This is a genomic window from Mesorhizobium sp. M1D.F.Ca.ET.231.01.1.1 (assembly GCF_003999155.2).
In the GTDB taxonomy this organism is placed as follows: domain Bacteria; phylum Pseudomonadota; class Alphaproteobacteria; order Rhizobiales; family Rhizobiaceae; genus Mesorhizobium.
On the sequence record NZ_RZOZ02000009.1, the window covers coordinates 17,511 to 38,974 of the forward strand.

The following is a 21,464-nucleotide window of genomic DNA, read 5'->3' on the forward strand; positions in this document are numbered from 1 at the left end:
TCGCGATGATCGCCGGCATCGATCATTTCGTGCTGACGGTCCGCTCGGTCGAAGCGACCTGCGACTTCTACCAGCGCGTGCTGGGCATGCGGCGGCTTGATGAACCGAGCCGGCCGACGGCGCTTTTGTTCGGATCGCAGAAGGTCAACCTGCACGAGGTCGGCCGCACCTTCGAGCCGAAGGCAAAGGCGCCGACGCCGGGCTCCGGCGATTTCTGCCTGGTTGCGGCGGTACCACTTGCCGATATCCTCGCCAGCCTCGCAGCCAACGGTGTCGCGATCGAAGTTGGCCCGGTCGAGCGCATCGGCGCGCGGGGAAGGATGACGTCGGTCTATTTCCGCGATCCCGACGACAATCTGGTCGAGGTCAGCGAGTATCCGGCGTAGCTAGCGCCATAGACAGTTCCGCTTCCACCGGGCAGTCGAGGCAAGCGATATAGTTGCAGAGCCGGCAAATACGGTATGCCTGATCCTCGTTGCCGACCAATCCCCGCAGCACCTTGGCGGCAAGTTTGCCGAATTCCTGCAGCTCTTGCGGATCCAGAACGGCGAGCGCTGACGCGAGCCCGCTCTGGCGGGCGGAAAGAATGGCATTGCAGGTTGTCTCGCCCAAAGGAGTGAGCCTTAGCGCTACGGCGCGATGGTCGGGCGCCGCGAACCGAGCCGCCAATCCTTCCGCAACCAATCGATCGACGAGGCGAACCGCACCCGAATGCGACAAGCTCAGGGCGCGGCGCAGCCTCTCGATCGACAGGCCCGGTACGTGGCCAATGAGGGTGACAGCCGCAGCCGCGGGACCCGCCTCCGGCGCCTCGGCCTGAGCGTCCCGCTGCAATGTGTCCGCGAATGCAAGCGCCAGAGCGCCAATCACATTTTCGATCTTGGAATCAGTCATTTGTGAAAAATATATGCTTGGCGCATATACATCAAGGTCGAAATATTATATGCTTCATGCATACAAACCGAAGGAGGCTTGCTATGTTTACCCCCGTAACATCGACCACGCCGTTCGGGACGCACGTCAATCTGGCCGCCGGCCGGCTTGCCGCTGTTGGCCGCGCGGTAACCCTTTTGGGAGTGGTGCTCCCGCTGTTGTTGATTGGCGTTTTGAAATTCACCTCGATCGAAATCGAGGCGCTTAAGCCATTGATCGAGAACACGCCGTGGCTCGCATGGCTTTACGCCGTCTTTGGTTTTGCAGGAGCGTCCTACTTTCTGGGCGTGGTCGAACTCGGCACCGCGCTTCTGCTGATTGCATCACTTCGCAGCGCCTGGGCTGGCCTCGTCGGAGGCGCCTTGGGGTCAATCACCTTTGCGCTGACATCGTCCACCATGCTCATCCTGCCTATCTGGGAAACCGGCTCGGGAGGATTTCCCTTCCTCAACGGTCTAGGTTCCTTCCTGATAAAGGATGTCGTGCTGCTGGGTGTGAGCCTGAGCATAATGGGCCGCAGCCTTCGGAAACTCGCGTCCCTCGATGAACGGTGAGCCGAGCGGCCGAGGTCATGTTCGCTGTCTGGCGCATGACGGGCGAACCAGGCAGGCTGCGGCAGACCATCGCGGCCAGGTTCGTTGTTCCGCGGCCTGGCCGTCGCTATATCAAAGTTTTGTTGCCTTCCTGCGCCCTCGAAGCGCAAGATATGTCGGCGCGACCCGGTTGCAGGGGAGCGCGTGTTGGACCAGGAACTGAAATAGAGTGCTTTTTCGACGCCGAGAGCCTGATGGCCTCCTGGAGCGGGTGCGTACTTACCTGTGGCCGCGCCGCTCCTTTTCGCGCTCCGTTCAGTATTTCTCCAAGCGCATCCTGCGGCTGAAGGCGACGCCCCATTCCGTCGCGGCCGGCGTCGCGGCGGGCGTTTTCGCCTCTTTCTTCCCGCTTGGCTTCCACTTCGTCATCGCCGCCGTGCTCTGCTGGGTGATTGCCGGCAATCTGGTGGCGGCGGCGCTCGGCGCGGTGTTCTTCGGCAATCCGCTGACCTTCCCGCTTCTGTGGGGCGCGTCCTGGGAGACCGGCAAGCTCATCCTGCATGAGCGCCTGCCCAAGCACGGGCCGCCTGAGCATCTTGGCGAAATGATGCACACGCTTTCCTTCGCCAAGCTGTGGCACCCCATCCTGGAGCCGATGCTCATCGGCGCCGTGCCGCTCGGCCTTGTCTTCGGGCTTCTGTTCTACGGCGTCACCCGATGGGGCATGACGGTGTTTCGTGAGCAGCGCAAGAAACGCATAGCCGAGCGAGCCAAGAAGGCGGGACAAGGCGGACGGGAAGTGCCCGCGGAATGATCATCGGCATCGGCAGCGACCTGATCGACATCAGACGCATCGAGAAGTCGCTGGAACGGCATGGCCAGCGGTTCATCCAGCGAATCTACACCGAGTTCGAGCAGGCGAAGTCCGAAAAGCGCGCGGCCCGCGCCGCTTCCTACGCCAAGCGCTTCGCAGCCAAGGAGGCCTGCGCCAAGGCGCTGGGCACCGGCATGGCCGAGGGCGTGTTCTGGCGCGACATGGGCGTGGTCAATCTGCCGAGCGGCGCTCCGACCATGGCGCTCACCGGTGGCGCTGCCGCCAGGCTGGAAAAAATCCTGCCCAAGGGCCAACGCGCGCTGATTCACCTCACCATCACCGACGATTTTCCGCTTGCTCAAGCCTTTGTGATCATCGAGGCAGTGCCCGCCGAACAAGCGCCACATTGATTCCATCTGACCACGGGCGGCATGACGTTGCCCAGCGCGCGCCGAGACTCTATACCAACCAACGCACAATCGAGGACGACATGAGCGTGGCTGAAAAATCGCAGAAGAAATCCGGCGGGCTTGGCGAAACCTTCTCCGTTATCATCCAGGCTCTGCTGCTCGCGCTCGTCATCCGCACGCTGCTGTTCCAGCCCTTCTCCATCCCGTCCGGCTCGATGCGGCCGACGCTGCTCGAAGGCGACTATCTGTTCGTCACCAAATGGGCCTACGGCTATTCGCGCTACTCGCTGCCTTTCGGACCCAACATCTTCTCCGGCCGCATCTGGGGCTCGGAGCCCAAGCGCGGTGACGTGGTCGTGTTCAAATTCCCGCCGGATCCGTCCGTCGACTACATCAAGCGCGTCGTCGGCCTGCCTGGCGACAAAATCCAGGTCAAGGACGGCCAGCTCTTCATCAACGGCACCGCTGTGCCGCGCGAAAAGGTCGGCCAGATCGACAATCCCGACATCACCGAGGTGGACCGCCCCGTCGATGTCTATCGCGAGACGCTGCCCAACGGCGTCACCTATGACACGCTCGACCTGACGCCCAATTCGATCGGCGACAACACGCGCGAGTTCGACGTGCCGCCCGGTCACTATTTCATGATGGGCGACAACCGCGACAACTCCTCCGACAGCCGCTTCACCGTCGGTTTCGTGCCGGCCGAGAACCTTGTCGGCCGTGCCAATATCATCTTCTTCTCGATTGCCGATGGCGCAAGCCCCCTGGAAATCTGGAAGTGGCCGTCGCTGATGCGCGCCGGGCGCCTGTTCCATCTCGTCCACTAAAGTCATGGCGGCCACCAAGCGTTTGACCGCCGATGCGCTTGCCGAAGCGCTTGTCGAGCGCACCGGCCACGTCTTCGCCGACCGCCAGCGTCTGCAGCGCGCGCTGACCCATGCCAGCGCGCGTTCGACCCATGCCGGCGTCGACTACGAACGCTTCGAATTCCTGGGCGACCGTGTCCTCGCCCTTGTCGTGGCCGACATGCTGCTGGCCGCGTTCCCCGATGCCGCCGAGGGCGAGCTGTCGCTGCGCCTCAACGCGCTGGTCAATGCCGAGGCGCTCTCCGGGATCGCCGAGGAGATCGGCCTGCCGGCACTGGTCCGCGCCGGCTCCGATGTGCGCAACCTCGAAGGCCGCAAGCGCACCAACCTGCGCGCCGACGCGCTGGAATCGCTGATTGCCGTGCTTTATCTGGACGGTGGCCTTGAGACTGCCCGCGCGTTCATCCATCGCTACTGGCAGCCGCGCTCGCAGGCGATAGGGGCCGCCCGCCGCGACGCCAAGACCGAATTGCAGGAATGGGCGCACCAGGCGGCGTCGGGCGCCGTCCCGACCTACCGGGTCGACGGCCGCGAGGGGCCCGACCACGATCCGCTTTTCACCGTCAGCGTCAAGGTCGGCTCCTTCGCGCCGGCCATCGGCAGCGGCCGTTCCAAACGCGAGGCGGAGCAGGCCGCCGCTGCGGTGTTGCTGTTGCGCGAAGGCGTATGGAGCGCTGCATGACCGGCACCGAATGTTCAGAAACGCCTGCCACGCGCTCCGGCTTCGTCGCGCTGATCGGCGCGCCCAATGCCGGCAAGTCGACGCTGGTCAACCAGCTGGTCGGCGCCAAGGTGTCGATTGTCACCCACAAGGTGCAGACGACGCGCGCGATCGTGCGCGGCATCGCCACGCACGACAATGCGCAGATCGTCTTCGTCGACACGCCCGGCATCTTCAAGCCGAAGCGACGTCTCGACACGGCGATGGTCACCACCGCCTGGGGCGGCGCCAAGGACGCTGATGTCGTGGTGCTTTTGATCGACGCCGAGCGCGGCATCAGAGGCGACGCGGACGCCATACTCGACCGGCTGAAGGACGTCCAGCAGCCGATGCTGCTCGTCCTCAACAAGGTCGACCGCGTCAAGCCGGAGACGCTTCTGGCCTTGGCCGCGGCAGCGAACGAACGCGTGCCGTTCAAGCGCACCTTCATGGTTTCGGCGCTGACGGGCTCAGGCTGCAAGGACCTGCTCGACCATCTCGCCGAGACGCTTCCCTCCGGCCCCTGGTACTATCCGGAAGACCAGATCTCCGACCTGCCGATGCGCCAGCTCGCGGCCGAGATCACCCGGGAAAAACTTTATCTCAGGCTGCATCAGGAGCTTCCCTATTCCTCGCATATCGAGACCGAGAAATGGGAAGAGAAGAAGGACGGCTCGGTACGCATCGAGCAGGTCATCTATGTCGAGCGCGACAGCCAGAAGAAGATCGTGCTCGGCCACAAGGGCGAGACGATCCGCGCCATCGGCCAGGCGGCGCGCGCCGAGATCGCCGAGATCCTCGAGCAGAAGGTGCATCTCTTCCTGTTCGTGAAGGTGCGCGAGAACTGGGGCGACGACCCCGAGCGCTACCGCGAGATGGGGCTCGAGTTTCCGCATTAAGGCATGTCTCCCGAAACCGGTTCCCACTTTCGGGAGACGCGCTTTCAAAGCGCGTCGCGCTGAAGTGGATTCAGGCGACGCGCTTTCTCCCAAATCGCTGCGCAGTTTTGGGCGACATCAGGATGGCTGACGTGTGTCGCGCCGAATGACTGGCACGAAGAGGTACTTCACGACACGTTCCTTCATCAGCAAGAGCGCCTTGGTCGTGTCCATATCAGGGGTCGCGGCCGGTCGGGTGCAGAGATAGAACTCGTCGCTCGTGGTCCGCATGATGCGGGGGTCGCCTTCATAGACCTGCTCCCTGAGGCTGGCCACATAATAACCGGCGGGGTTGGCACGGACATCGTCAGCCGAAGCAACCTCGTTGACGTGGTCAGGGCCACAGAATTTCGCGATATCGGAATCCGCTTTCGCAGCCGCTGGCGCTGCCGAAAGAAGAGCGAGAGCGATGATGAGCCTGGTGGGTTTCATGTCTTCCTCCTTCCGATCCGGTGACCGCTGCGATCGCTTTGAAGCGACGACCGAATGCGGTACGTTAGGAAGAGCGCCAGGAGGGGTGAAATGTCCCGAAAGGCTCCTGAAATTGACCTGAAACCTGCCGAAATGATCACCTTCGGCGGTTTTGTTTTCCTGACGAAAAAGAGAGAACTCCGGACCGTTGAAGGCAAAATGGTCGATCTTCGCAGCCAGTCTGCCGAAGTGCTCTCCGTGCTCGCGGCGCGACCGAGTGAGATCGTCTCCAAGGACGCGCTGATGCAGGCGGTTTGGCCCGATACTTTCGTGACCGAGGACAGCCTTACCCAATGCATCGCCGATATTCGCCGCGCCTTGCGGGACGACGCGCATAAGATCGTGGAAACCTTGCCCAAGCGAGGCTACCGGCTGAACGCCGATCTGTTGGATGCGGTGGGTTCAGCCGCGACTGCTGGCGCGGAACGAACCAAGTCACGATTCCTGCAACTCGGATTGGTTACTGCAATCGTTCTCGTCGTCGCAGCTATCGGCGCGTACTTCGGCGCCGAAACATGGCGAGCCGCTCCGGTTCGTTCGAGCGACATGCCCAGGATCGCGGTCCTTCCCTTCGACGACATGAGTGCTGGTGCGGACAAGGGCTATCTCAGCGATGCCGTCGCCGAGGGGATCATCACCGAGCTGGCGCGGAGCAAGACATACACCGTCATCGCACGGAATTCGAGCTTCAGGTACCGTGATAAGCCCACCGATGCCAGGCAGATTGGAGATGAACTCGGTGTCGACTATCTGCTCGAGGGTAGTCAGCAGAAGGCCGGAGACCGGCTGAAAGTGACCGCCCAGCTGCTCGATGCGCGTGACGGCTCGCATCTGTGGGCCAACGCCTACGACCGCGAGATTGGCGATCTTTTCGTCGTCCAGGAGGAGATCATCCGCACGCTTGCGGATCGGGTCGGACTCAGGATCGAGCGCCCCTTGCCAGAAAGGGGTGCGGAGAGAGTCAGCGCGCTCCATTATTTCCTGAAGGGGGTAGCTGCGATCGAGGATTTCTCTGCCGCAGGGAACGAGTTGCTGCGGCAGTTTGGCCGCAAGGCGATCGAAGCGGATCCAAACTCGCAGTTCGGCTATATCGCCCTCGCCTGGTCCTATCGCAATGCCGGGCAGTTCGGGTGGGACGAGCAGGAGCATAACCGTGACCAGGCGTTCAAGCTTGCCGCCGAGTACGCCGACAAGGCCATCCTGCTCGCTCCTGACGACGCCGAGGCGCACCATATCCGCGCCCAAATCCATACCGACGCCGGCGAGGCGGAGCAGGCCCTTGCGCAATTCGACCAGGCGATCACCCTGAATCCCAGCAACTCGAATATCCTGGTCCACAGTACGAATCTGCTGCTCTTTGTTGGCCGCACAGACGAGGCGATCGATCGGATCAAGCAAGCTATGGGCATCGATCCTTTCTACCCAGACTGGTACAACTGGCAGATGGGCTGGGCGCTCTATGAAAAAAACGATTGCGAGGCTGCGCTGGCGTCGATGCGGAAAATGTCGAGAATCCCGAACGGCGCACAGCGCATGGTTGCGGGAATCCAAGCTTGTCTGGGGAACTTGCGGGAGGCAAGGGAAGCGCTTGCGGTTTTCCTCAAAGACTCGCCCAACGAATCCATCAGCAAAGAACGCAAGGAATGGGGGAAGGTATATATCGCCCCCGGAGCCCTCGACCGCTGGCTCAACCACATGCGGATCGCTGGCTTGCCGGAGGAGTGACAAGCAGTCGGTGTGGCCCGCCGGGCGGCACGAGTAATGTCTCGGGACCTACCAGTCCGGCGGGGCAGCGCGACAACTTTTGACCAGGGACCGCATGGAGAAAGTCCTGAACGGTCCCTGCCAGGAAACCTCGGTCTAGTCGGGCGCATCGTGCCCTTCATCGGGCGGGCCGTCCTGGGTAACCCTGGTCTTGCGCCGGCGTTTGAGCGACCTGGCCAACGCAGCGTTTATCACCGCGCCGCGCCTGGGTTTTTCGGCCGTCTGAGCATTGTAATCAGAAGCGATAATCATTTCCTCTCACAGATATAAGCGGCTGACAGATATTTAAGACCAACAGGGAGGCACAAAAATTCATATTGATGTTTCAGATATTTGCATTCGGCCTCTGAAACTAAAACCTTGGGAGGAAAACCATTTTCATCATTGCCGGATACTACCGTGCCGTCAAAATTTAACAGAAGGGTAATTAAAAGAAACTGTTCCATTGCTATCCCCTAATCTCCCCGACGTGGTCAGGGCCGCAGAGTTTCGCGATGCGGGAGTCCGCTTTTGCAGCCGTTTGCGCTGCCGAAAAAAGAGCGAGCGCGACGATGGGCTTGGTGCAATTCATGTCGTCCTCCGTCCCCATCCGATGCTGCTGGGATCGCTTGGAAGCGACGGCCGGATGGGCTAAGCTAAAAAGAGTGCCGGGAGGGGTGAAATGTCCCGAAAGGCTCCCGAAATTGACCTGAAATCTGCCGAAATGATCACCTTCGGCGGTTTTGTTTTCCTGGCGAAAAAAAGAGAACTTCGGACCGTTGAAGGCAAAGCGGTCGAACTTCGCAGCCAGTCTGCTGAAGTTCTGTCCGTGCTCGCGGCGCGGCCGGGCGAGATCGTCTCCAAGGACGCGCTGATGCAGGCGGTCTGGCCCGATACCTTCGTGACCGACGACAGCCTTACCCAATGCATTGCCGATGTTCGCCGCGCCTTGCGGGACGACGCGCATAAGATCGTGGAAACCTTGCCCAAGCGAGGCTACCGTCTGAACGCCGATTCGTTGGATGCGGCGGGTTCAGCCGCGACTGCAAGCGCGGAAAGAGCCAAGTCACGATTCCTGCGACGCGGCTTGCTTGCCGCGCTCGTTCTCGTCGTCGCAGCGATCGGCGCGTACTTCGGCGCCGAAACATGGCGAGCCGCTCCGGTTCGTTCGAGCGACGTGCCCAGGATCGCGGTCCTTCCCTTCGACGACTTCAGCACCGGCGCGGACAAGGGATATCTGAGTGATGCCGTCGCCGAGGGGATCATCACCTACTTGGCGCGGAGCAAGACGTATGCCGTCATAGCCCGGAACTCGAGCTTCAGGTACCGCGGCAAGCCGACCGACGTCAGGCAGATCGGAGATGAACTCGGCGTCGACTACCTGCTCGAAGGCAGCCAGCAGAAGGCCGGAAACCGGCTGAAAGTGACCGCCCAGCTGCTCGATGCGCGTGACGGCTCGCATCTGTGGGCCAACACCTATGACCGCGAGATCGGCGATCTGTTCGTCGTCCAGGAGGAAATCATCCGCACGCTTGCGGATCGGGTCGGGCGCAGGATCGAGCGCCGCCTGCCAAAAGGCGGTGCGGAGAGAGTCAGCGCGCTCCACTATCACCTGATGGGGCTCGCCGCGCTCGACAAGGATTTCTCCACCGCGGGGAACGATCTGTTTCGGCAGCTGAACCTCAAAGCGATCGAAGCGGATCCGAACTCGCAGTTCGGCTATATGGGAGTGGCCTTTGCCTATCGCGATGACGCGGTATTTGGGTGGCATCGGCAGGAATACACCTTCGACGAGGCATTGAAGCGGGCCGCCGAGTACGCCGACAAGGCCATACTGCTCGCTCCGGACGACGGTGAGGCGTATCATGTCCGCGCCCAAATCCATGCCGAAGCCGGCGAGGTCGAGCAGGCACTTGCGCAGTACGATCAGGCGATCGCCCTGAACCCCAGCAACTCGGAAATCCTCGTCAACAGCGTTAGCCCGCTGCTTAATGTCGGGCGCGTCGACGAAGCGATCGATCGGATCAAGCAAGCTATGGGCGTCGATCCTTTCTACCCTGACTGGTTCAACTGGCAGATGGGCTGGGCGCTCTACGAAAAGGACGATTGCGGAGCCGCGCTGAGGGCGATGCAGAAAATGTCCAAAATCCCGAACGGCGCACAGCGCATGCTTGCGGGGATCTACGCTTGCCTGGGAAACGTTCCGGCGGCAAGGGAAGCGCTTGCGGTTTTCCTGAAGGACTCTCCCAACGATTCCATCCATGAACAGCGCAAGAAGTGGGAGAGGTCATATACCGCCTCCGGAGCCCTCGACCGTTGGCTCAAACACATGCGCATCGCGGGCTTGCCGGAGTGATGCCACCAGTGCGCGGCACAGGCGGGCGACCAGAAAGTGGTCCTAGTCGGGCGCATCGTGCCCTTCATCGGGCGGACCGTCCTGGGCCAGGCCGAGGTCGGAAGACAGCGCCGGGTGATCGACGAAGTGCTCGCCGATCACGAACGCCGGGCTTGATGTAGACTACAACAGGCCTTTGGCCCTGAGATCGGCAGCGAAAGTCGCCAGCGGCATCGCGAGGGTCAGCGGTTTTCCCGAAAGGGGCTCGGCGCCATATCCACGATACCAGTTCGCGGCACGCTCGCTCTTGGCGTCAATGATGAGCAGCAGACCGCCACTCTCGGCAGCGACACGTAGGCAGCGCAGGGCAGCCGCCGCCAGCAGCTGACCTCCGAGGCCTTGACCCGCGACGGTTAAATCGGTCGCCAGGCGGGCAAGCTTGAACCCGGATACTTCATGTCGGGCCAGCCCTTTTGTTAGGGCCGAGGGCACTTGCTCATGAGCAACGGCGGAGGGTGCGACCGTATAGAAGCCAAGAATACGGCTTGGGTTCTCGCCGTCGACAGCGCAAAATGTCTTCGAAGCATTCTGTTCATGACTCTGCCTGGCGAACCGCCGCAGAAAATCATTCATCTGCTCGTCGCCGCAATCAAAGGACGCGCGATCGTGCGATTTCCAGATCGGCTCCTCTTGCCATCGCGGCAGGATCATATCGTATCGGGAAGAGCCGCAATGGCAGCCCGCAGTTTCGCATTTGGCTTCGGCGGATGCTCGAGCAGTTCGAGGATACGTTTGAAGTCACGCTCCGAGACTTCGGTCTTTTCGATCGCCTTGATCACGGCTTCCGCCTCGGGCAGCACCTTGTCGAGGATGAAATCGGTCATGTCCTTGTGCGACAGCGCCGCCGCGCGGGCGATCATCGCCTTTTGCGCGGGCCGGATGCGGATGTTGAAGCGTTCGGTTTTGTCGCTGGATAGCTTAGGCATGGCGAGTTCCTTTGTATCAACATAGCGTACGTACGGGATGCGTACAACAGTCAACCCCAATCTTGATTTCGCCACCCAACAGGTGAAAAGCTCTGGCCCATGGAATGGCGCGATGAGGGAATCATTCTCGGCACCCGAAAGCATGGCGAAACCAGCGCCATCCTCGAGGTGATGACGCGTGCGCATGGCCGGCATCTGGGTCTCGTGCGCGGCGGCCGGTCGCGCAAGCAGCAGCCGGTGCTGCAGCCAGGCAACCGCGTCGACCTTCTGTGGCGGGCGCGGCTCGACGAGCATCTCGGCATCTTCCAGGCCGAGGCGATCGAGATGAACGCCGCCCGGCTGATGGACAGCGCCGTTGCCGTCTACGGGCTGCAGACCATGGCCGCGCATCTGCGGCTCCTGCCCGAGCGCGATGCCCATGGCGGCCTCTACGAGGCGCTGGCCGTGATGATCTCCCATCTCGACGACGCCGATGCCGCGGGCGAGCTGGTGGCGCGTTTCGAGCTGCTGATCCTCGACGAGCTCGGCTTCGGCCTCGATCTCAGCCAATGCGCGGCGACCGGTTCGAGGCAGGACCTCGCCTATGTCTCGCCGAAATCCGGACGCGCCGTCTCGCGCGGCGCCGGCGAGCCCTGGCGCGACAAGATGCTGGCGCTGCCTGCCTTCCTGCAGCGCGGCTCGGGGCTCCGCGCCGATCAGGCGGCGCTGGAGGACGCCTTCCGGCTGACCGGCTTCTTCTTCACCCGACATGTCTATGAGCCGCGCGGCATCGAGCCGCCCGACGCCCGCGCCGGCTTCCTGGCCGCGCTGCGCCGCCATCAGGTGGCGGTGAAGGCAATCGCCGGCGGATAGGGCGAGCATCTAATCGGCGCTTCGCCGCTCCAGAAAATCGTCGAGGATGGGACGCTGGCCTTTCAGGATCTTTTGGCCGGCTTCGGGAAGTGAAAACCAGCCGGCTTTGTCCACTTCGGGGAATTCCTTCTTGGCGCCGGACCTTGGCGGCCATTCCATGGTGAACGTATTGCTCCTGACGGCATCCGCATCGATGTCCGCTTCGACGCTCCAGGCAATCACGATCTTGCCGCCCGGCTGCTTGTAGCTGCCAACGGGCTGGAAGTCGCCGTCGATGGCGACGCCGAGCTCCTCCTCGGCCTCGCGACGGGCCGCCTCCAGTTCATCCTCATTGTCGTCGATCAGCCCTTTGGGGATCGACCAGGCGCCTTCATCCTTCCTTGCCCAGAACGGGCCGCCGGGATGAACCAGCAGGAACTCCATCACACCGGCGGTTCGCCTGTAGATCAGCAGGCCCGCGCTTCGCTGCGGCATCGGTCTTCCTCTTGGCAATTTCAGCGAGCGTCAGAGAATAGCATGAGTATTTCGCGGCCAGCGGCAGGTAATTTTCCGGCCCGAGTCTCAGCCGTTTAGACCTATCGCCTTTGGACAACGCGTCAAGTTGCTGGCAATCGACGCCGAAACATGCTCGATCTTGCAGGCCGGCAACGCGCTGATTTCAATAGCCGTCTCATTGCCGCATTTGTCGGCGACGACTGGCACGGTTTTGAGGGGAACCGCCATGTTTTTCAGCCTGATTGCCATTGCCGCGGTCATCGCCTTATTCGTCATCATTTCGCGCCAGCAAACCCGCATCGGCCTGATCGAGCGCGAGCTCGGCGCACTGCGCAGCCTGGTGCTTTCGGGTGTTCCGCAGCCCGCGCCCAAGACGAGCGCCGCGACGGAAGGCGCGCCGGCAGGGGCGCCCGCCGCAGTGGCCGACGGTGTTTCGCCGATGGCTGGTGAGGCTGCCCCAGCCGAAGCCGCTGTCGCGACGCCCGACGCTTCCAAGGTCGAGGTGCTGGAAGAAGCGGGCGAGGGGACTCCCACCGAACCCACGGAGCCGGCCGAAGCGGCGCAACCTGCCGCGCCGGCCGAGGCTGCGCCGCCGGCGGCGGCGGCACGCCAGACCGATGTCGAGACCGCGCTCGGCACGCGCTGGGCGGTGTGGGTCGGCGGCATCGCGCTGGCGCTGGGCGGCCTGTTCCTGATCCGCTACACCATCGAAGCCGGCATTTTCGGGCCCGGCGTGCGCCTCGCCATGGCCGGCATCCTCGGCCTGGTGCTGATCGCCGGCGCCGAGTTCATCCGCCGCACCGGCTTCAGGGTGCCGGTGCAGGGCGCTGCCGGCGCCTATATCCCGTCGATCCTGACGGCGGCCGGCGCCTTCATCCTGTTCGGCACCGTCTATGCCGCGCACGGCATTTATGGCTTCATCGGCCCGGCGCTGGCCTTCACGCTGCTCGGCGCGATCGGCGTCGCGGCTATCGCCGCCTCGCTGGTCCACGGCCTGGCGCTGGCCGGCATCGGCCTCGTCGGCGCCATGGTCACGCCGGCGCTGGTCGCCTCGCAAGCCCCCAACCCCTGGGCGCTGTTCGTCTATCTGGCGATCGTGCTTGCCGCCACCGCCGCAATAGCCCGCATCCGCGACTGGAAGGCGCTTGTCGCGGCGGCCTTCGCCGGCACCGGCATCTGGACCATCCTCTACATGACCGATGCGCCGGAGATGAACCTCGCCGCGGTAGTGTTCGTCAGCCTGGCCACGCTCGCCGTGCTTGCTTTGGTCTGGCTCAGTCGGCGCGACGAGGCGGAGTCTGGCTTCGACTGGCCTTCGATCGCGCCCGGTTTCTTCGTTGCGCTGACCGCGCTCGGGCTGTCGGTCGATCCGGTCTTTGCCAAGGCGGGCGACGCCTTGCATGGCGCGCTGCTGCTCGCGGCGCTCGTGGCGGTGGCGCTCTACCGGCCGCGCGCGCTGCCGCTGGTCTTCGCCGCCGGCCTGGCGACGGTGCTGATCTATCTCGGCATTATTCCGCCCGCCACCATCGGCGCCGACGCGCTTGATGTCGGCCTGGGCGCCGAGCCGCTGGCGACATCCGACACGCTGACCTTCCGCCTCGGCATCGCGCTCGCCCTTGTCTTCATCGGGGCCGGCTTCTGGGCCGCGCGCCGCTTTGCGGCTGCCGCGCCCGCCCTTGCCGCGTCATGGGCGGCATGGGGCGTCATTGCGCCGCTGGTCGTGCTCACGGCGCTCTGGCTCACCTTCGGCGATATCGACCGCGACCTCGGCTATGCGCTGCCGGGGCTGCTTCTGGGGCTGGTCTTTGCCGCCGGCGGCGAGTGGATCGCGCGCAGCGAAGAGCCGCCGCTCGGCGGCGGCCCCGCCGTCTCCTTCGCGCTTGCCGGCGCCGGCGTCGCTGGCCTTTTGATGCTGCACATGGCCTTTGGTTCCGGCTGGACGACCGCGCTTCTTGGCGCCGCAGCCATCGTGCCTGCGCTTGCGACGCGCTGGCGCTCCTATCCGGTGCTTGGCTGGATAGCGGTGGGTGCCGCGGTTGCCGTGCTCGGTCGCGTCGCCTTCGACCCGACCATCGTCGGCGCGGCGACACTGTCGAGAACGCCGGTCTTCAACTGGCTGCTGATTGGCTACGGCGTGCCGGCGCTCGCCTTCGGCTTTGCCGCCTGGCAGCTCGCTCGCACCACCAATGGAAGGCCGCGTCTCGCCATGGAGGCGGCGTCAGCACTGTTTGCGCTGCTTGCCGTTGCGATGCTGGTGCGCCACGCCATGCATGGCGGCGTCATCGACACCGGCGCCGTTACGCTCGGCGAACAGGCGATTTACACGCTGATCGCGCTCGGCGCCGGCGCGATCCTGGTTGCCATCGACATGCGCTCGCCGAGCTCGGTGCTGCGCTATGGCTCGATGGCCGCCGGCGCGCTTTCGGTCGCCTTCATCGTCATCCGGCATTTCGCGGTGCTGAACCCGCTGCTGACCGACGAATCGACCGGCACCATCCCCGTGTTCAACCTGTTGTTCCTCGCCTATCTGCTGCCGGCTGTCGCCGCCGGCGCGCTGGCGCTATACGTCCGCGACAAGCGCCCGCGATGGTTCGCCGCGATGCTGGCGCTGGTCGCCTCGCTGCTAGCCTTCGCCTATGCGACGCTGTCGGTGCGACGGCTGTTCAAGGGCGAGTTCATCGGCCTGTGGAGCGGCCTCGGCCAGTTCGAGACCTACACCTATTCGGCGCTCTGGCTGGTCATCGGCGTGGCGCTGCTCACCGCCGGCGTTTGGCTGAGGTCGCAGGTGCTGCGCATTGCGTCGGCCGTGCTGATCGCGGTCGCGGTGCTGAAGGTCTTCCTCTTCGACATGTCGGAGCTGGAAGGCGTGCTGCGCGCGCTGTCGTTTATCGGCCTTGGTGCCGTGCTGATCGGCATCGGACTTTTCTATCAGAGGCTTTTGACGCGAGCGGTGAGAGAGAGATGAAGCTAGATCCTTGTATGAATATTCAAAATGGAATATATGAATATTCAACAGGAGATATTCAAATGCCGCTCTACATCCGCGACGACGAGGTGGATGCGCTGGCCACGAAATTGCAGCGCGAGACAAATGCTCCAAGCAAGACCGAAGCGGTCCGGACCGCGCTTTTGCACGAGCTCGAGCGCAATCGCGCCCGCAAACCGCTGCGCGAAAGGATTGCCATTCTTCAGGCACAAGCTGCTGCATTGGGACCGTCCGATCCCAACTTCGACATGAAGGCGTTCATGGACGAGATGTGGGAAGACTGATGTTCGTCGATGCGTCGGTGATCGTAGCGATTCTCGCCAAGGAGCCAGGCTGGGAGCAACTGCTCAAGCAAATAGTCGGCGCCGACGGTCCTCTATATATTTCCGCGCTTGTTCGACTTGAAGCGACGCTCGCACTTGGACAAACGAGCGCTGGTGCCAAAAAGCCGACCTCCGAAATGCTCTCAGCAGCTGATCTAGTCGATACATTCATTGTCGAGATCAACGCCCACAATGTGGTCATCGACGAAGACATCGGCTCGCGAGCCATCGACGCCGGCACCCGCTATGGCAAAGCGGTCGACCATCCAGCCTATCTCAATCTAGGAGACTGCTTCGCCTACGCCTGCGCCAAGGCGCTTGACGTTCCGCTGCTCTACAAGGGCGGTGATTTTCTGCAGACGGATTTGGCATAAATATAGCTTCGACAACCGGATAGCCGGGAATAAACCGCCATCCGCCGGCGTTGTTAAGGTGCTTGGGTACCGGAGCGGGTTAGCCGCTTCGCGCTGGCTGCTTGCGCCGCGCCGGAAAGGCGCGTTCAATCGGATGGAAGACGATCTCGAAACAAGCCGTCATGGACGACAAGAAGGCAGCGATCCTGAGCGAGATACCGCGTTTGCGGCGCTACGCGCGCTCGCTGCTGCGCGACCGCGATTCCGCCGACGATCTCGTCCAGGACTGCCTGGAGCGCGCGCTTGTGCGGCTCGACAACTGGCAGACTGGAGAAAGCCCCAGGAGGTGGCTGTTTACGATCATGCATCACTTGTTCATCGACCAGATGCGGAAGGTGAACCGGCGCGGTGAGGCGGCGATGCTGCCTCTGGAAGCCGGCGAAGCCCAGTCCGCGCCCGCCGATCAGGTCGAGACCGTCGCCTCGCGCGAGATCATGGATGCGCTGCAGGCGATCAGCCCCGATCGCCGCGCGGCGCTGGTCATGGTCGCCATCGAAGGCTTTTCCTACGCCGAGGCCGCCAACATCCTCGGCGTGCCGGCCGGCACGCTGATGTCGCGCATCGCGCGCGGCCGCGAGGAACTGCGCGGCCTGCTGGACGATTCCTCGCGCCGCCGCTCGATAAGGATTGTCGAGCGATGACCCGGCGCGATTTCTCCGAACGCGATATCCACATGGCCCTCGATGGCGAGCTGCCGGGCGAGGAGCGCGTGGCTTATGACGCCTGGCTCGAGGCCAATCCCGAGATGAAGGCGAAGAGCGCCCGCTACATCGCCGACCGCGCGGCGCTCCGCGCCGCCTTGGCCGGTGTGATGGACGAACCGGTGCCGGCGAGGCTGCGTCAGGCGGTGCTGGGCGAAGCGCCGGCGAGGGCGCCCGCCTGGCGTTCGCGCTGGTGGCTTTCGGCCGCGGCCGCCGCCGTGCTGATGGTCGGCGGGCTCGGTGGCTATGTCGCGGGCATCGACGGCATCGGCCGAATCAACGAGAGCGACGACCAGCTTGCCGAGCAGGCGATCGCCGCCCATGTCATCTACGCCGCCGAGAAGCGTCATGCGGTCGAGGTGCCGGCAAGCGAGAAGGACCATCTGCAGACCTGGCTGTCCAACCGTGTAGGGTTGAAGCTGGTCGCGCCCGATCTCGCAGCGGAAGGCTTCCAGCTTGTCGGCGGGCGGCTGCTGCCCGCCGGCGACCAGGGCAAGGCGGCGATGCTGCTTTACGAGGACGCCAAAGGCGAGCGCATCTCGCTCTTCGTCACCGCCGAATCGTCGCAGACCACCAAGGGCACCTACAGTGCCGAGGCGGACGGACCCGAGGCGGTCTATTGGCTGGACAAGGGTTATGGCTGCGCCGTCGTCGGCTCGCTGCCGCCCGAGCGCCTGTCGGCGGTCGCCAAGAGAGCCTATGGCCAGCTTCTGGCCGGTATTTCGAGCTGAGACCCGGCTGCGTTTTCCGCAGCCGGCAGCCCATCCAAACAGCGATCTTGTTCAAACGCTTCGCGCTTCCTTGCCGCCGCCGAAAGTGTCACAATTCAGCCCAAATCAAGGAGCGATAGCGCTTGATGAATACCGGCTCTTCGGCTGGTATTGCCGGGGCCATTTCATTAAACCCAATCCGAGGTTCTCCCAAAGCCCGTATGCCTGCCGAGATCCGCAAGGCCCGCGCGTCAGACGTCGATGACCTCGCCGCCATCGAGAAGGCCGTTTTCTCGGGCGACCGGCTTTCCCGCCGCTCCTTTCGCCAGTTCATCGAGCGCGAGACCGCCGAGATGCTGGTGGCCGAGAATGACGGCCATGTCGCCGGCTACGCGGTGGTGCTGTTTCGCAAGGGCAGCGGCGTGGCCCGGCTTTATTCCATTGCCGTCGGTCCTTTCTTCGGCAGTCTCGGCATCGGCCGGCAACTGCTGGCCGCGGCCGAGGAGGCGGCCTATGAGCACGACCGCATGATGCTCAGGCTCGAGGTGCGCGAGGACAACCAGCGCGCCATCCGCATCTACGAGCAGGCCGGCTACCGCAAGATTGGCCGCGAGCCCGACTATTACGAGGACGGCGCCACGGCGCTGCGCTACGAAAAGACGCTGCGCGGCGATGTCCCGACCGCCACCCGGGTGCCATTCTACCAGCAGACCTGCGAGTTCACCTGCGGCCCCTGCTGCCTGATGATGGCGATGGCCAATTTCGACCGCGGCTTCGTGCCCGACCCGGTCATGGAAATCCGCCTGTGGCGCGAGGCGACTACCGTCTTCATGATGTCGGGGCCGGGCGGCTGCGAGCCTTTCGGCCTGGCGGTTGCCGGCTATGAAAGCGGGCTCGCCGCCGAGATTTTCGTCTCCTTCCACGGCGCGCTCTTTCTGCAGTCGGTGCGCAGCGAGGAGAAGCGCCGGGTGATGGAGCTCGCCCAGGTCGACTTCCGCCGCCGCGCGGAACTTTACGGCATCCCGGTGAATTACCGTCCGTTCGGCATCGACGACATCCGCTCGGCGCTTGGCGAGGGCAAGCTGTTGCTGGTGCTGATCAGCGGCTTCCTGATGTTCGGCAAGAAGGTGCCGCATTGGGTGCTCGCCATCGGCGACGACGGCGACCATATCCTGATCCACGATCCCTGGGTCGAGGACGAAAGGCAGGAGACCATCCTCGACGCCGCCAACATCCCCGTGCCCTACGGCATCTTCATGAATATGGCGCAGTTCGGCCGTGACGGCTTGCGCGCCGCGATCACTCTGGGAAAACGTTGAAACAATGACCTGGGTCATCCTTACAGGCCGGCAGAACGATCTCGACCAGGTGGCGACGCCGCACAAGATCATCACCAACCGCGACTATCTCGCGCACCCGGCGCTGTTTCGCGGCCAGCGGCCGAAGGTGATCAACCTGTCGAACAATTACGGCTACCAGAGCCGCGGCTACTATGCCTCGCTGCTTGCCGGCTCGCGCGGCCACAAGGTGATCCCGACCGTCGAGACCATGATCGATCTCTCGGAGCGCAAGCTCTACGAGCACGCGCTGCCGGAACTCGAGCTCGCGCTCAACAAATGCCGCAAGGATCTCGGCGGCACCTTCCCGTCGAAGGTCGCGGTCTTCTTCGGCATCGGGCCGTCGAAAGTGTGGGATCGCTTCACCAAGCTCCTGTTCGACTGGTTCCGCGCCCCGGCGCTCGAGGTCCATATCAAGGACAGCGCCGAATGGGCCTCGATCCGCAAGATCGGCTTCCTGCCGCTCGCCCGCATGAACGACGAGGAGGAGGCCTCCTTCCTGCAGTGCCTGGAGACCTACACCAATCGCGAATGGCGCGACACCAAGGGCCGCACGCCGGCGCGCTATACCTTTGCGACGCTGGTCGATCCGCATGAGGAACTGCCGCCGTCAGAGATTTCCTCGCTGCGCTACTGGGCGAGGATCGCCGAAAAGATGGGCGTCGAAGTCGAGCCGATCACCAGGAAGGACCTGGCCAAGCTCGCCAACTACGACGCGCTGTTCATCCGCGAGACGACGTCGATCTCCAACCACACCTACCGCTTCGCGCGCCGCGCCCAGCAGGAAGGCATGCCGGTGATCGACGACCCGCTGTCGATGATCCGCTGCACCAACAAGGTCTATCTCAACGAGCTGATGACCTACAACAAGGTGCCGGTGCCGCCGACCGTGATGATCGCCGGCACCTCGGATCTCGAAGTCGCGGCGCAGACGCTGGGCTTCCCGCTGGTGCTGAAGATCCCGGATTCCTCTTTCTCGCGCGGCGTCAAGAAATGCGAGAACCTGGCCGAGCTCACCAAGCTCGCGACCGAGTGGCTGGAGGATTCCGACCTCCTCATCGCGCAGAAGTTCATCCCGACCGAATATGACTGGCGCGTCGGCGTGCTCGGCGGCCAGCCGCTGTTTGCGGTGCATTACCTGATGGCCAAGAAGCACTGGCAGATCGTCAACCACAAGGCCAACGGCAAGCCCGACCAGGGCGGCATAAAGACCTTCACGCTGAAGCAGACGCCGCCGCATGTCGTCGAGACGGCGGTCAAGGCGGCAAAGTGCATCGGCGACGGACTCTACGGCGTCGACCTCAAGGAGACCAGGGACGGCGTCTTCGTCATCGAGGTCAACGACAACCCCAATCTCGACCATGGCTGGGAGGATTCCGGCGAGAAGGACGAGCTCTGGGTGCGGCTGACGCAATGGTTCCTGGAGCGCCTGGAGCGGCCGGAGAAGTAGCGGCCGGAGAAGCGGAATTGAGAAACTGGGGAATTGAGGAATTGAAGAACTGAGGAACTGGGGAACTGAGGAACTGATGAAGTGACTGACGGCCCTTCTAACCGCTCCAATTCTTCAGTTCTCCAGTTCTTCAGTTCTCCAGTTCCCGATCGTTCAAACCTGAGGGAAAGAATGCTGTTCTTCGTGATCGAGGATTTTGCCGGCTGCGATCGCAAGGAGATCTACCGCCGCTTCCGCGACAAGGGCCGGCTGAAGCCGGACGAGCTCGTCGTGCACCACAGCTGGATCGCCGGGGACATGGGCCGCTGCTTCATGCTGGTGGAGACCGATGAGGTCACGCTGCTGCAGCGCTGGGTCGTCGAATGGGCCGATCTGGTGGAGTTCGAGATCGTGCCCGTCGCCACCAGCAAGGACATGGTCGCGGCGCTGGCGGGGCATCTCTGACTGCTAGGCGATGAGCGCCGGAGATCTGACCGCGCGCACGCATTCCCCCACCAGCCATTGGCGGAACGCCGCCACCACGTCGCGCCTTGCGCTGCGCTCGGGGATCGTCAGGCAATAGGGCTGGCGCAGGTCCAGTGCTCGGGCAATCGGCCGCACAAGCCTGCCGTCTTCCAGCGCCTGGGCACAATAAATGCCTTGCGCCAGCGCCACGCCGAGCCCCGATATGGCGAGGTCGAGTGCTGCCCGCGACGAGTTGGCGGAAAGGCCGCGCTGCGCCGCCCGGCCTGGCTCGATGCCGGCCGCCTCGAACCAGTTGCGCCAGGACGGAAAGGCGGCGCCGGTCGGTCCCCAGTCGGTGTGGATCAAGGGCAGGCCGGCGAGGCTTTCCGGCTTGATTGCGCCGGCAAGGCTGGGTGTGCAGACGGGATAGACGGCGTCCTGGACGATCTCCTCGGTCGGATGCTCGCGATAATGCGGACCGTAGGAAAGCCGGATGTCGATCAGCTCATGATCGAACGGCACCGGGTCGTCGTCGCCTCTGAGCGAGATGTCGGCGGCGCCGTGGCTGGCGACGAAGCCGGCGAGCCGCTCGGAAAGCCAGCCCATCGCCATCGAAGGCGGCACCGAAATGACGAGCCTCGGCCGGAACGCATCGCCGACATCGCGCGCGACGCTGCCGATCTCCCGGAAGGCCATGGTGAGCCTGGGCAGCATCTCGACGCCGGCCTCGGTGAGCACGACGCGCCGGTTGACGCGGTGGAACAGCTTGCGGCCCATCTGCTCCTCGACGGTGCGGATGAGCTGGCTGACAGCGGCCGCCGAGACCGACAGTTCTTCCGCCGCCGCGGCGAAGCTGCCGGTGCGCGCCGCCGCCTCGAAGGCCTGAAGTCCGCGCAGGGAAGGAAGTGCGACCATGACGACCACAAAGATAAGTTAAGCTTATCTATTTTGCAGAATTCCTCGTTTTTCGAAAGGTTTCTTTCTAAGTAGGCTGGTTTCATGAATGCAATCGACCGCAACG

26 protein-coding genes are annotated in these 21,464 nt (G+C 63.4%); 18 read left to right on the forward strand and 8 right to left on the reverse strand.

What is annotated here, in order from left to right; genetic code table 11:
* The first annotated feature begins 5 nt into the window (after positions 1-5).
* Positions 6-386: a VOC family protein gene (locus EN874_RS22205; protein WP_127427526.1), complete on the forward strand. Its 381-nt coding sequence runs from the start codon at positions 6-8 to the stop codon at positions 384-386.
* Here EN874_RS22205 and EN874_RS22210 read toward each other — a convergent pair.
* Positions 367-894 (reverse strand): MarR family transcriptional regulator, encoded by a 528-nt coding sequence (locus EN874_RS22210; protein ID WP_127427294.1) that lies wholly within the window; start codon positions 892-894, stop codon positions 367-369. The two genes, EN874_RS22205 and EN874_RS22210, sit on opposite strands and share 20 nt — an antisense overlap.
* Before the next feature lie 83 nt (positions 895-977).
* Here EN874_RS22210 and EN874_RS22215 point away from each other — a divergent pair, with 83 nt between their 5' ends.
* From EN874_RS22215 to era, 6 genes are all read left to right on the forward strand, one after another.
* Positions 978-1,487 (forward strand): DUF417 family protein, encoded by a 510-nt coding sequence (locus EN874_RS22215; protein ID WP_127427295.1) that lies wholly within the window; start codon positions 978-980, stop codon positions 1,485-1,487.
* Between the two features lie 208 nt (positions 1,488-1,695).
* Positions 1,696-2,280: a DUF2062 domain-containing protein gene (locus tag EN874_RS22220; protein WP_127427296.1), complete on the forward strand. Its 585-nt coding sequence runs from the start codon at positions 1,696-1,698 to the stop codon at positions 2,278-2,280.
* Positions 2,277-2,690: a holo-ACP synthase gene (acpS, locus tag EN874_RS22225; RefSeq protein WP_127427297.1), complete on the forward strand. Its 414-nt coding sequence runs from the start codon at positions 2,277-2,279 to the stop codon at positions 2,688-2,690. Before EN874_RS22220 ends, acpS begins: the two co-directional genes overlap by 4 nt.
* Before the next feature lie 80 nt (positions 2,691-2,770).
* A complete protein-coding gene (lepB, locus tag EN874_RS22230; RefSeq protein WP_127427298.1) occupies positions 2,771-3,520 on the forward strand; it encodes a signal peptidase I in 750 nt (249 codons plus the stop codon).
* 4 nt (positions 3,521-3,524) lie between these two features.
* Positions 3,525-4,241: a ribonuclease III gene (gene rnc, locus EN874_RS22235; protein WP_127427299.1), complete on the forward strand. Its 717-nt coding sequence runs from the start codon at positions 3,525-3,527 to the stop codon at positions 4,239-4,241.
* A complete protein-coding gene (gene era, locus EN874_RS22240; protein ID WP_127427300.1) occupies positions 4,226-5,158 on the forward strand; it encodes a GTPase Era in 933 nt (310 codons plus the stop codon). The genes rnc and era overlap by 16 nt, the downstream gene beginning before the upstream one ends.
* Before the next feature lie 117 nt (positions 5,159-5,275).
* On the opposite strand, the gene EN874_RS22245 is transcribed toward era, so the two are convergent.
* Positions 5,276-5,629 (reverse strand): hypothetical protein, encoded by a 354-nt coding sequence (locus EN874_RS22245; protein ID WP_127427301.1) that lies wholly within the window; start codon positions 5,627-5,629, stop codon positions 5,276-5,278.
* A gap of 90 nt (positions 5,630-5,719) precedes the next feature.
* On the opposite strand from EN874_RS22245, the gene EN874_RS22250 reads away from it, so the two are divergent.
* Positions 5,720-7,393: a winged helix-turn-helix domain-containing protein gene (locus EN874_RS22250; protein WP_168247550.1), complete on the forward strand. Its 1,674-nt coding sequence runs from the start codon at positions 5,720-5,722 to the stop codon at positions 7,391-7,393.
* A gap of 287 nt (positions 7,394-7,680) precedes the next feature.
* Here EN874_RS22250 and EN874_RS22255 read toward each other — a convergent pair whose 3' ends face one another.
* Positions 7,681-7,878: a hypothetical protein gene (locus EN874_RS22255; protein ID WP_127427303.1), complete on the reverse strand. Its 198-nt coding sequence runs from the start codon at positions 7,876-7,878 to the stop codon at positions 7,681-7,683.
* Between the two features lie 215 nt (positions 7,879-8,093).
* Between EN874_RS22255 and EN874_RS22260 the strand changes: the two genes are divergently transcribed.
* Entirely contained in the window at positions 8,094-9,767 is a 1,674-nt protein-coding gene (locus tag EN874_RS22260) for a winged helix-turn-helix domain-containing protein (RefSeq protein WP_127427304.1), read from the forward strand.
* Between the two features lie 162 nt (positions 9,768-9,929).
* On the opposite strand, the gene EN874_RS22265 is transcribed toward EN874_RS22260, so the two are convergent.
* Together EN874_RS22265 and EN874_RS22270 are read right to left on the reverse strand one after the other, a co-directional pair.
* Entirely contained in the window at positions 9,930-10,457 is a 528-nt protein-coding gene (locus EN874_RS22265; RefSeq protein ID WP_127427305.1) for a GNAT family N-acetyltransferase, read from the reverse strand.
* Positions 10,454-10,732, reverse strand: a complete 279-nt coding sequence (locus tag EN874_RS22270; protein WP_127427306.1) for a DUF1778 domain-containing protein — start codon at positions 10,730-10,732, stop codon at positions 10,454-10,456. Before EN874_RS22270 ends, EN874_RS22265 begins: the two co-directional genes overlap by 4 nt.
* A 99-nt stretch (positions 10,733-10,831) precedes the next feature.
* On the opposite strand from EN874_RS22270, the gene recO reads away from it, so the two are divergent.
* Positions 10,832-11,584 (forward strand): DNA repair protein RecO, encoded by a 753-nt coding sequence (recO, locus tag EN874_RS22275; RefSeq protein ID WP_127427307.1) that lies wholly within the window; start codon positions 10,832-10,834, stop codon positions 11,582-11,584.
* A 9-nt stretch (positions 11,585-11,593) separates the two neighbouring features.
* On the opposite strand, the gene EN874_RS22280 is transcribed toward recO, so the two are convergent.
* Together EN874_RS22280 and EN874_RS33780 are read right to left on the reverse strand one after the other, a co-directional pair.
* Positions 11,594-12,058, reverse strand: a complete 465-nt coding sequence (locus EN874_RS22280) for an NUDIX domain-containing protein (protein WP_127427308.1) — start codon at positions 12,056-12,058, stop codon at positions 11,594-11,596.
* Between the two features lie 87 nt (positions 12,059-12,145).
* Positions 12,146-12,307: a hypothetical protein gene (locus EN874_RS33780; RefSeq protein WP_168247551.1), complete on the reverse strand. Its 162-nt coding sequence runs from the start codon at positions 12,305-12,307 to the stop codon at positions 12,146-12,148.
* Here EN874_RS33780 and EN874_RS22285 point away from each other — a divergent pair.
* From EN874_RS22285 to EN874_RS22320, 8 genes are all read left to right on the forward strand, one after another.
* Positions 12,306-15,044: a DUF2339 domain-containing protein gene (locus tag EN874_RS22285; protein ID WP_127427309.1), complete on the forward strand. Its 2,739-nt coding sequence runs from the start codon at positions 12,306-12,308 to the stop codon at positions 15,042-15,044. The two genes, EN874_RS33780 and EN874_RS22285, sit on opposite strands and share 2 nt — an antisense overlap.
* 62 nt (positions 15,045-15,106) lie before the next feature.
* On the forward strand, positions 15,107-15,349 hold the full coding sequence (locus tag EN874_RS22290; protein WP_040972040.1) for a type II toxin-antitoxin system VapB family antitoxin: 243 nt from the start codon (positions 15,107-15,109) through the stop codon (positions 15,347-15,349).
* Positions 15,346-15,762 (forward strand): type II toxin-antitoxin system VapC family toxin, encoded by a 417-nt coding sequence (locus EN874_RS22295; protein ID WP_189394131.1) that lies wholly within the window; start codon positions 15,346-15,348, stop codon positions 15,760-15,762. Before EN874_RS22290 ends, EN874_RS22295 begins: the two co-directional genes overlap by 4 nt.
* 161 nt (positions 15,763-15,923) lie before the next feature.
* The gene (locus EN874_RS22300; protein WP_126085039.1) at positions 15,924-16,442 is read left to right on the forward strand and encodes an RNA polymerase sigma factor; all 519 of its coding nucleotides are present in this window, start codon (positions 15,924-15,926) and stop codon (positions 16,440-16,442) included.
* A complete protein-coding gene (locus EN874_RS22305) occupies positions 16,439-17,233 on the forward strand; it encodes an anti-sigma factor (protein ID WP_127427311.1) in 795 nt (264 codons plus the stop codon). Before EN874_RS22300 ends, EN874_RS22305 begins: the two co-directional genes overlap by 4 nt.
* Before the next feature lie 200 nt (positions 17,234-17,433).
* Positions 17,434-18,531: a peptidase C39 family protein gene (locus EN874_RS22310; RefSeq protein ID WP_127427312.1), complete on the forward strand. Its 1,098-nt coding sequence runs from the start codon at positions 17,434-17,436 to the stop codon at positions 18,529-18,531.
* Positions 18,532-18,535: 4 nt separating this feature from the next.
* Positions 18,536-19,999 (forward strand): RimK family protein, encoded by a 1,464-nt coding sequence (locus EN874_RS22315; RefSeq protein WP_127427313.1) that lies wholly within the window; start codon positions 18,536-18,538, stop codon positions 19,997-19,999.
* Between the two features lie 171 nt (positions 20,000-20,170).
* Positions 20,171-20,443 (forward strand): DUF3303 family protein, encoded by a 273-nt coding sequence (locus tag EN874_RS22320; protein WP_127427314.1) that lies wholly within the window; start codon positions 20,171-20,173, stop codon positions 20,441-20,443.
* A 3-nt stretch (positions 20,444-20,446) separates the two neighbouring features.
* Here the strand turns inward: EN874_RS22320 and EN874_RS22325 are convergent, their stop codons facing one another.
* Positions 20,447-21,358: a LysR substrate-binding domain-containing protein gene (locus tag EN874_RS22325; protein ID WP_127427315.1), complete on the reverse strand. Its 912-nt coding sequence runs from the start codon at positions 21,356-21,358 to the stop codon at positions 20,447-20,449.
* Between the last annotated feature and the right edge of the window lie 106 nt (positions 21,359-21,464).

Coding starts and splice junctions, on each gene's coding strand:
- EN874_RS33780 (WP_168247551.1), bottom strand. CDS start 12,307: ATGGCGGTTCCCCTCAAAACCGTGCCAGTCGTCGCCGACAAATGCGGC.
- EN874_RS22285 (WP_127427309.1), top strand. CDS start 12,306: ATGTTTTTCAGCCTGATTGCCATTGCCGCGGTCATCGCCTTATTCGTC.
- EN874_RS22245 (WP_127427301.1), bottom strand. CDS start 5,629: ATGAAACCCACCAGGCTCATCATCGCTCTCGCTCTTCTTTCGGCAGCG.
- EN874_RS22215 (WP_127427295.1), top strand. CDS start 978: ATGTTTACCCCCGTAACATCGACCACGCCGTTCGGGACGCACGTCAAT.
- EN874_RS22210 (WP_127427294.1), bottom strand. CDS start 894: ATGACTGATTCCAAGATCGAAAATGTGATTGGCGCTCTGGCGCTTGCA.
- EN874_RS22265 (WP_127427305.1), bottom strand. CDS start 10,457: ATGATCCTGCCGCGATGGCAAGAGGAGCCGATCTGGAAATCGCACGAT.
- EN874_RS22310 (WP_127427312.1), top strand. CDS start 17,434: ATGCCTGCCGAGATCCGCAAGGCCCGCGCGTCAGACGTCGATGACCTC.
- lepB (WP_127427298.1), top strand. CDS start 2,771: ATGAGCGTGGCTGAAAAATCGCAGAAGAAATCCGGCGGGCTTGGCGAA.
- era (WP_127427300.1), top strand. CDS start 4,226: ATGGAGCGCTGCATGACCGGCACCGAATGTTCAGAAACGCCTGCCACG.
- EN874_RS22205 (WP_127427526.1), top strand. CDS start 6: ATGATCGCCGGCATCGATCATTTCGTGCTGACGGTCCGCTCGGTCGAA.
- EN874_RS22320 (WP_127427314.1), top strand. CDS start 20,171: ATGCTGTTCTTCGTGATCGAGGATTTTGCCGGCTGCGATCGCAAGGAG.
- EN874_RS22305 (WP_127427311.1), top strand. CDS start 16,439: ATGACCCGGCGCGATTTCTCCGAACGCGATATCCACATGGCCCTCGAT.
- EN874_RS22255 (WP_127427303.1), bottom strand. CDS start 7,878: ATGGAACAGTTTCTTTTAATTACCCTTCTGTTAAATTTTGACGGCACG.
- rnc (WP_127427299.1), top strand. CDS start 3,525: ATGGCGGCCACCAAGCGTTTGACCGCCGATGCGCTTGCCGAAGCGCTT.
- EN874_RS22280 (WP_127427308.1), bottom strand. CDS start 12,058: ATGCCGCAGCGAAGCGCGGGCCTGCTGATCTACAGGCGAACCGCCGGT.
- EN874_RS22325 (WP_127427315.1), bottom strand. CDS start 21,358: ATGGTCGCACTTCCTTCCCTGCGCGGACTTCAGGCCTTCGAGGCGGCG.
- recO (WP_127427307.1), top strand. CDS start 10,832: ATGGAATGGCGCGATGAGGGAATCATTCTCGGCACCCGAAAGCATGGC.
- EN874_RS22270 (WP_127427306.1), bottom strand. CDS start 10,732: ATGCCTAAGCTATCCAGCGACAAAACCGAACGCTTCAACATCCGCATC.
- EN874_RS22290 (WP_040972040.1), top strand. CDS start 15,107: ATGCCGCTCTACATCCGCGACGACGAGGTGGATGCGCTGGCCACGAAA.
- EN874_RS22315 (WP_127427313.1), top strand. CDS start 18,536: ATGACCTGGGTCATCCTTACAGGCCGGCAGAACGATCTCGACCAGGTG.
- EN874_RS22300 (WP_126085039.1), top strand. CDS start 15,924: ATGGACGACAAGAAGGCAGCGATCCTGAGCGAGATACCGCGTTTGCGG.
- EN874_RS22260 (WP_127427304.1), top strand. CDS start 8,094: ATGTCCCGAAAGGCTCCCGAAATTGACCTGAAATCTGCCGAAATGATC.
- EN874_RS22250 (WP_168247550.1), top strand. CDS start 5,720: ATGTCCCGAAAGGCTCCTGAAATTGACCTGAAACCTGCCGAAATGATC.
- acpS (WP_127427297.1), top strand. CDS start 2,277: ATGATCATCGGCATCGGCAGCGACCTGATCGACATCAGACGCATCGAG.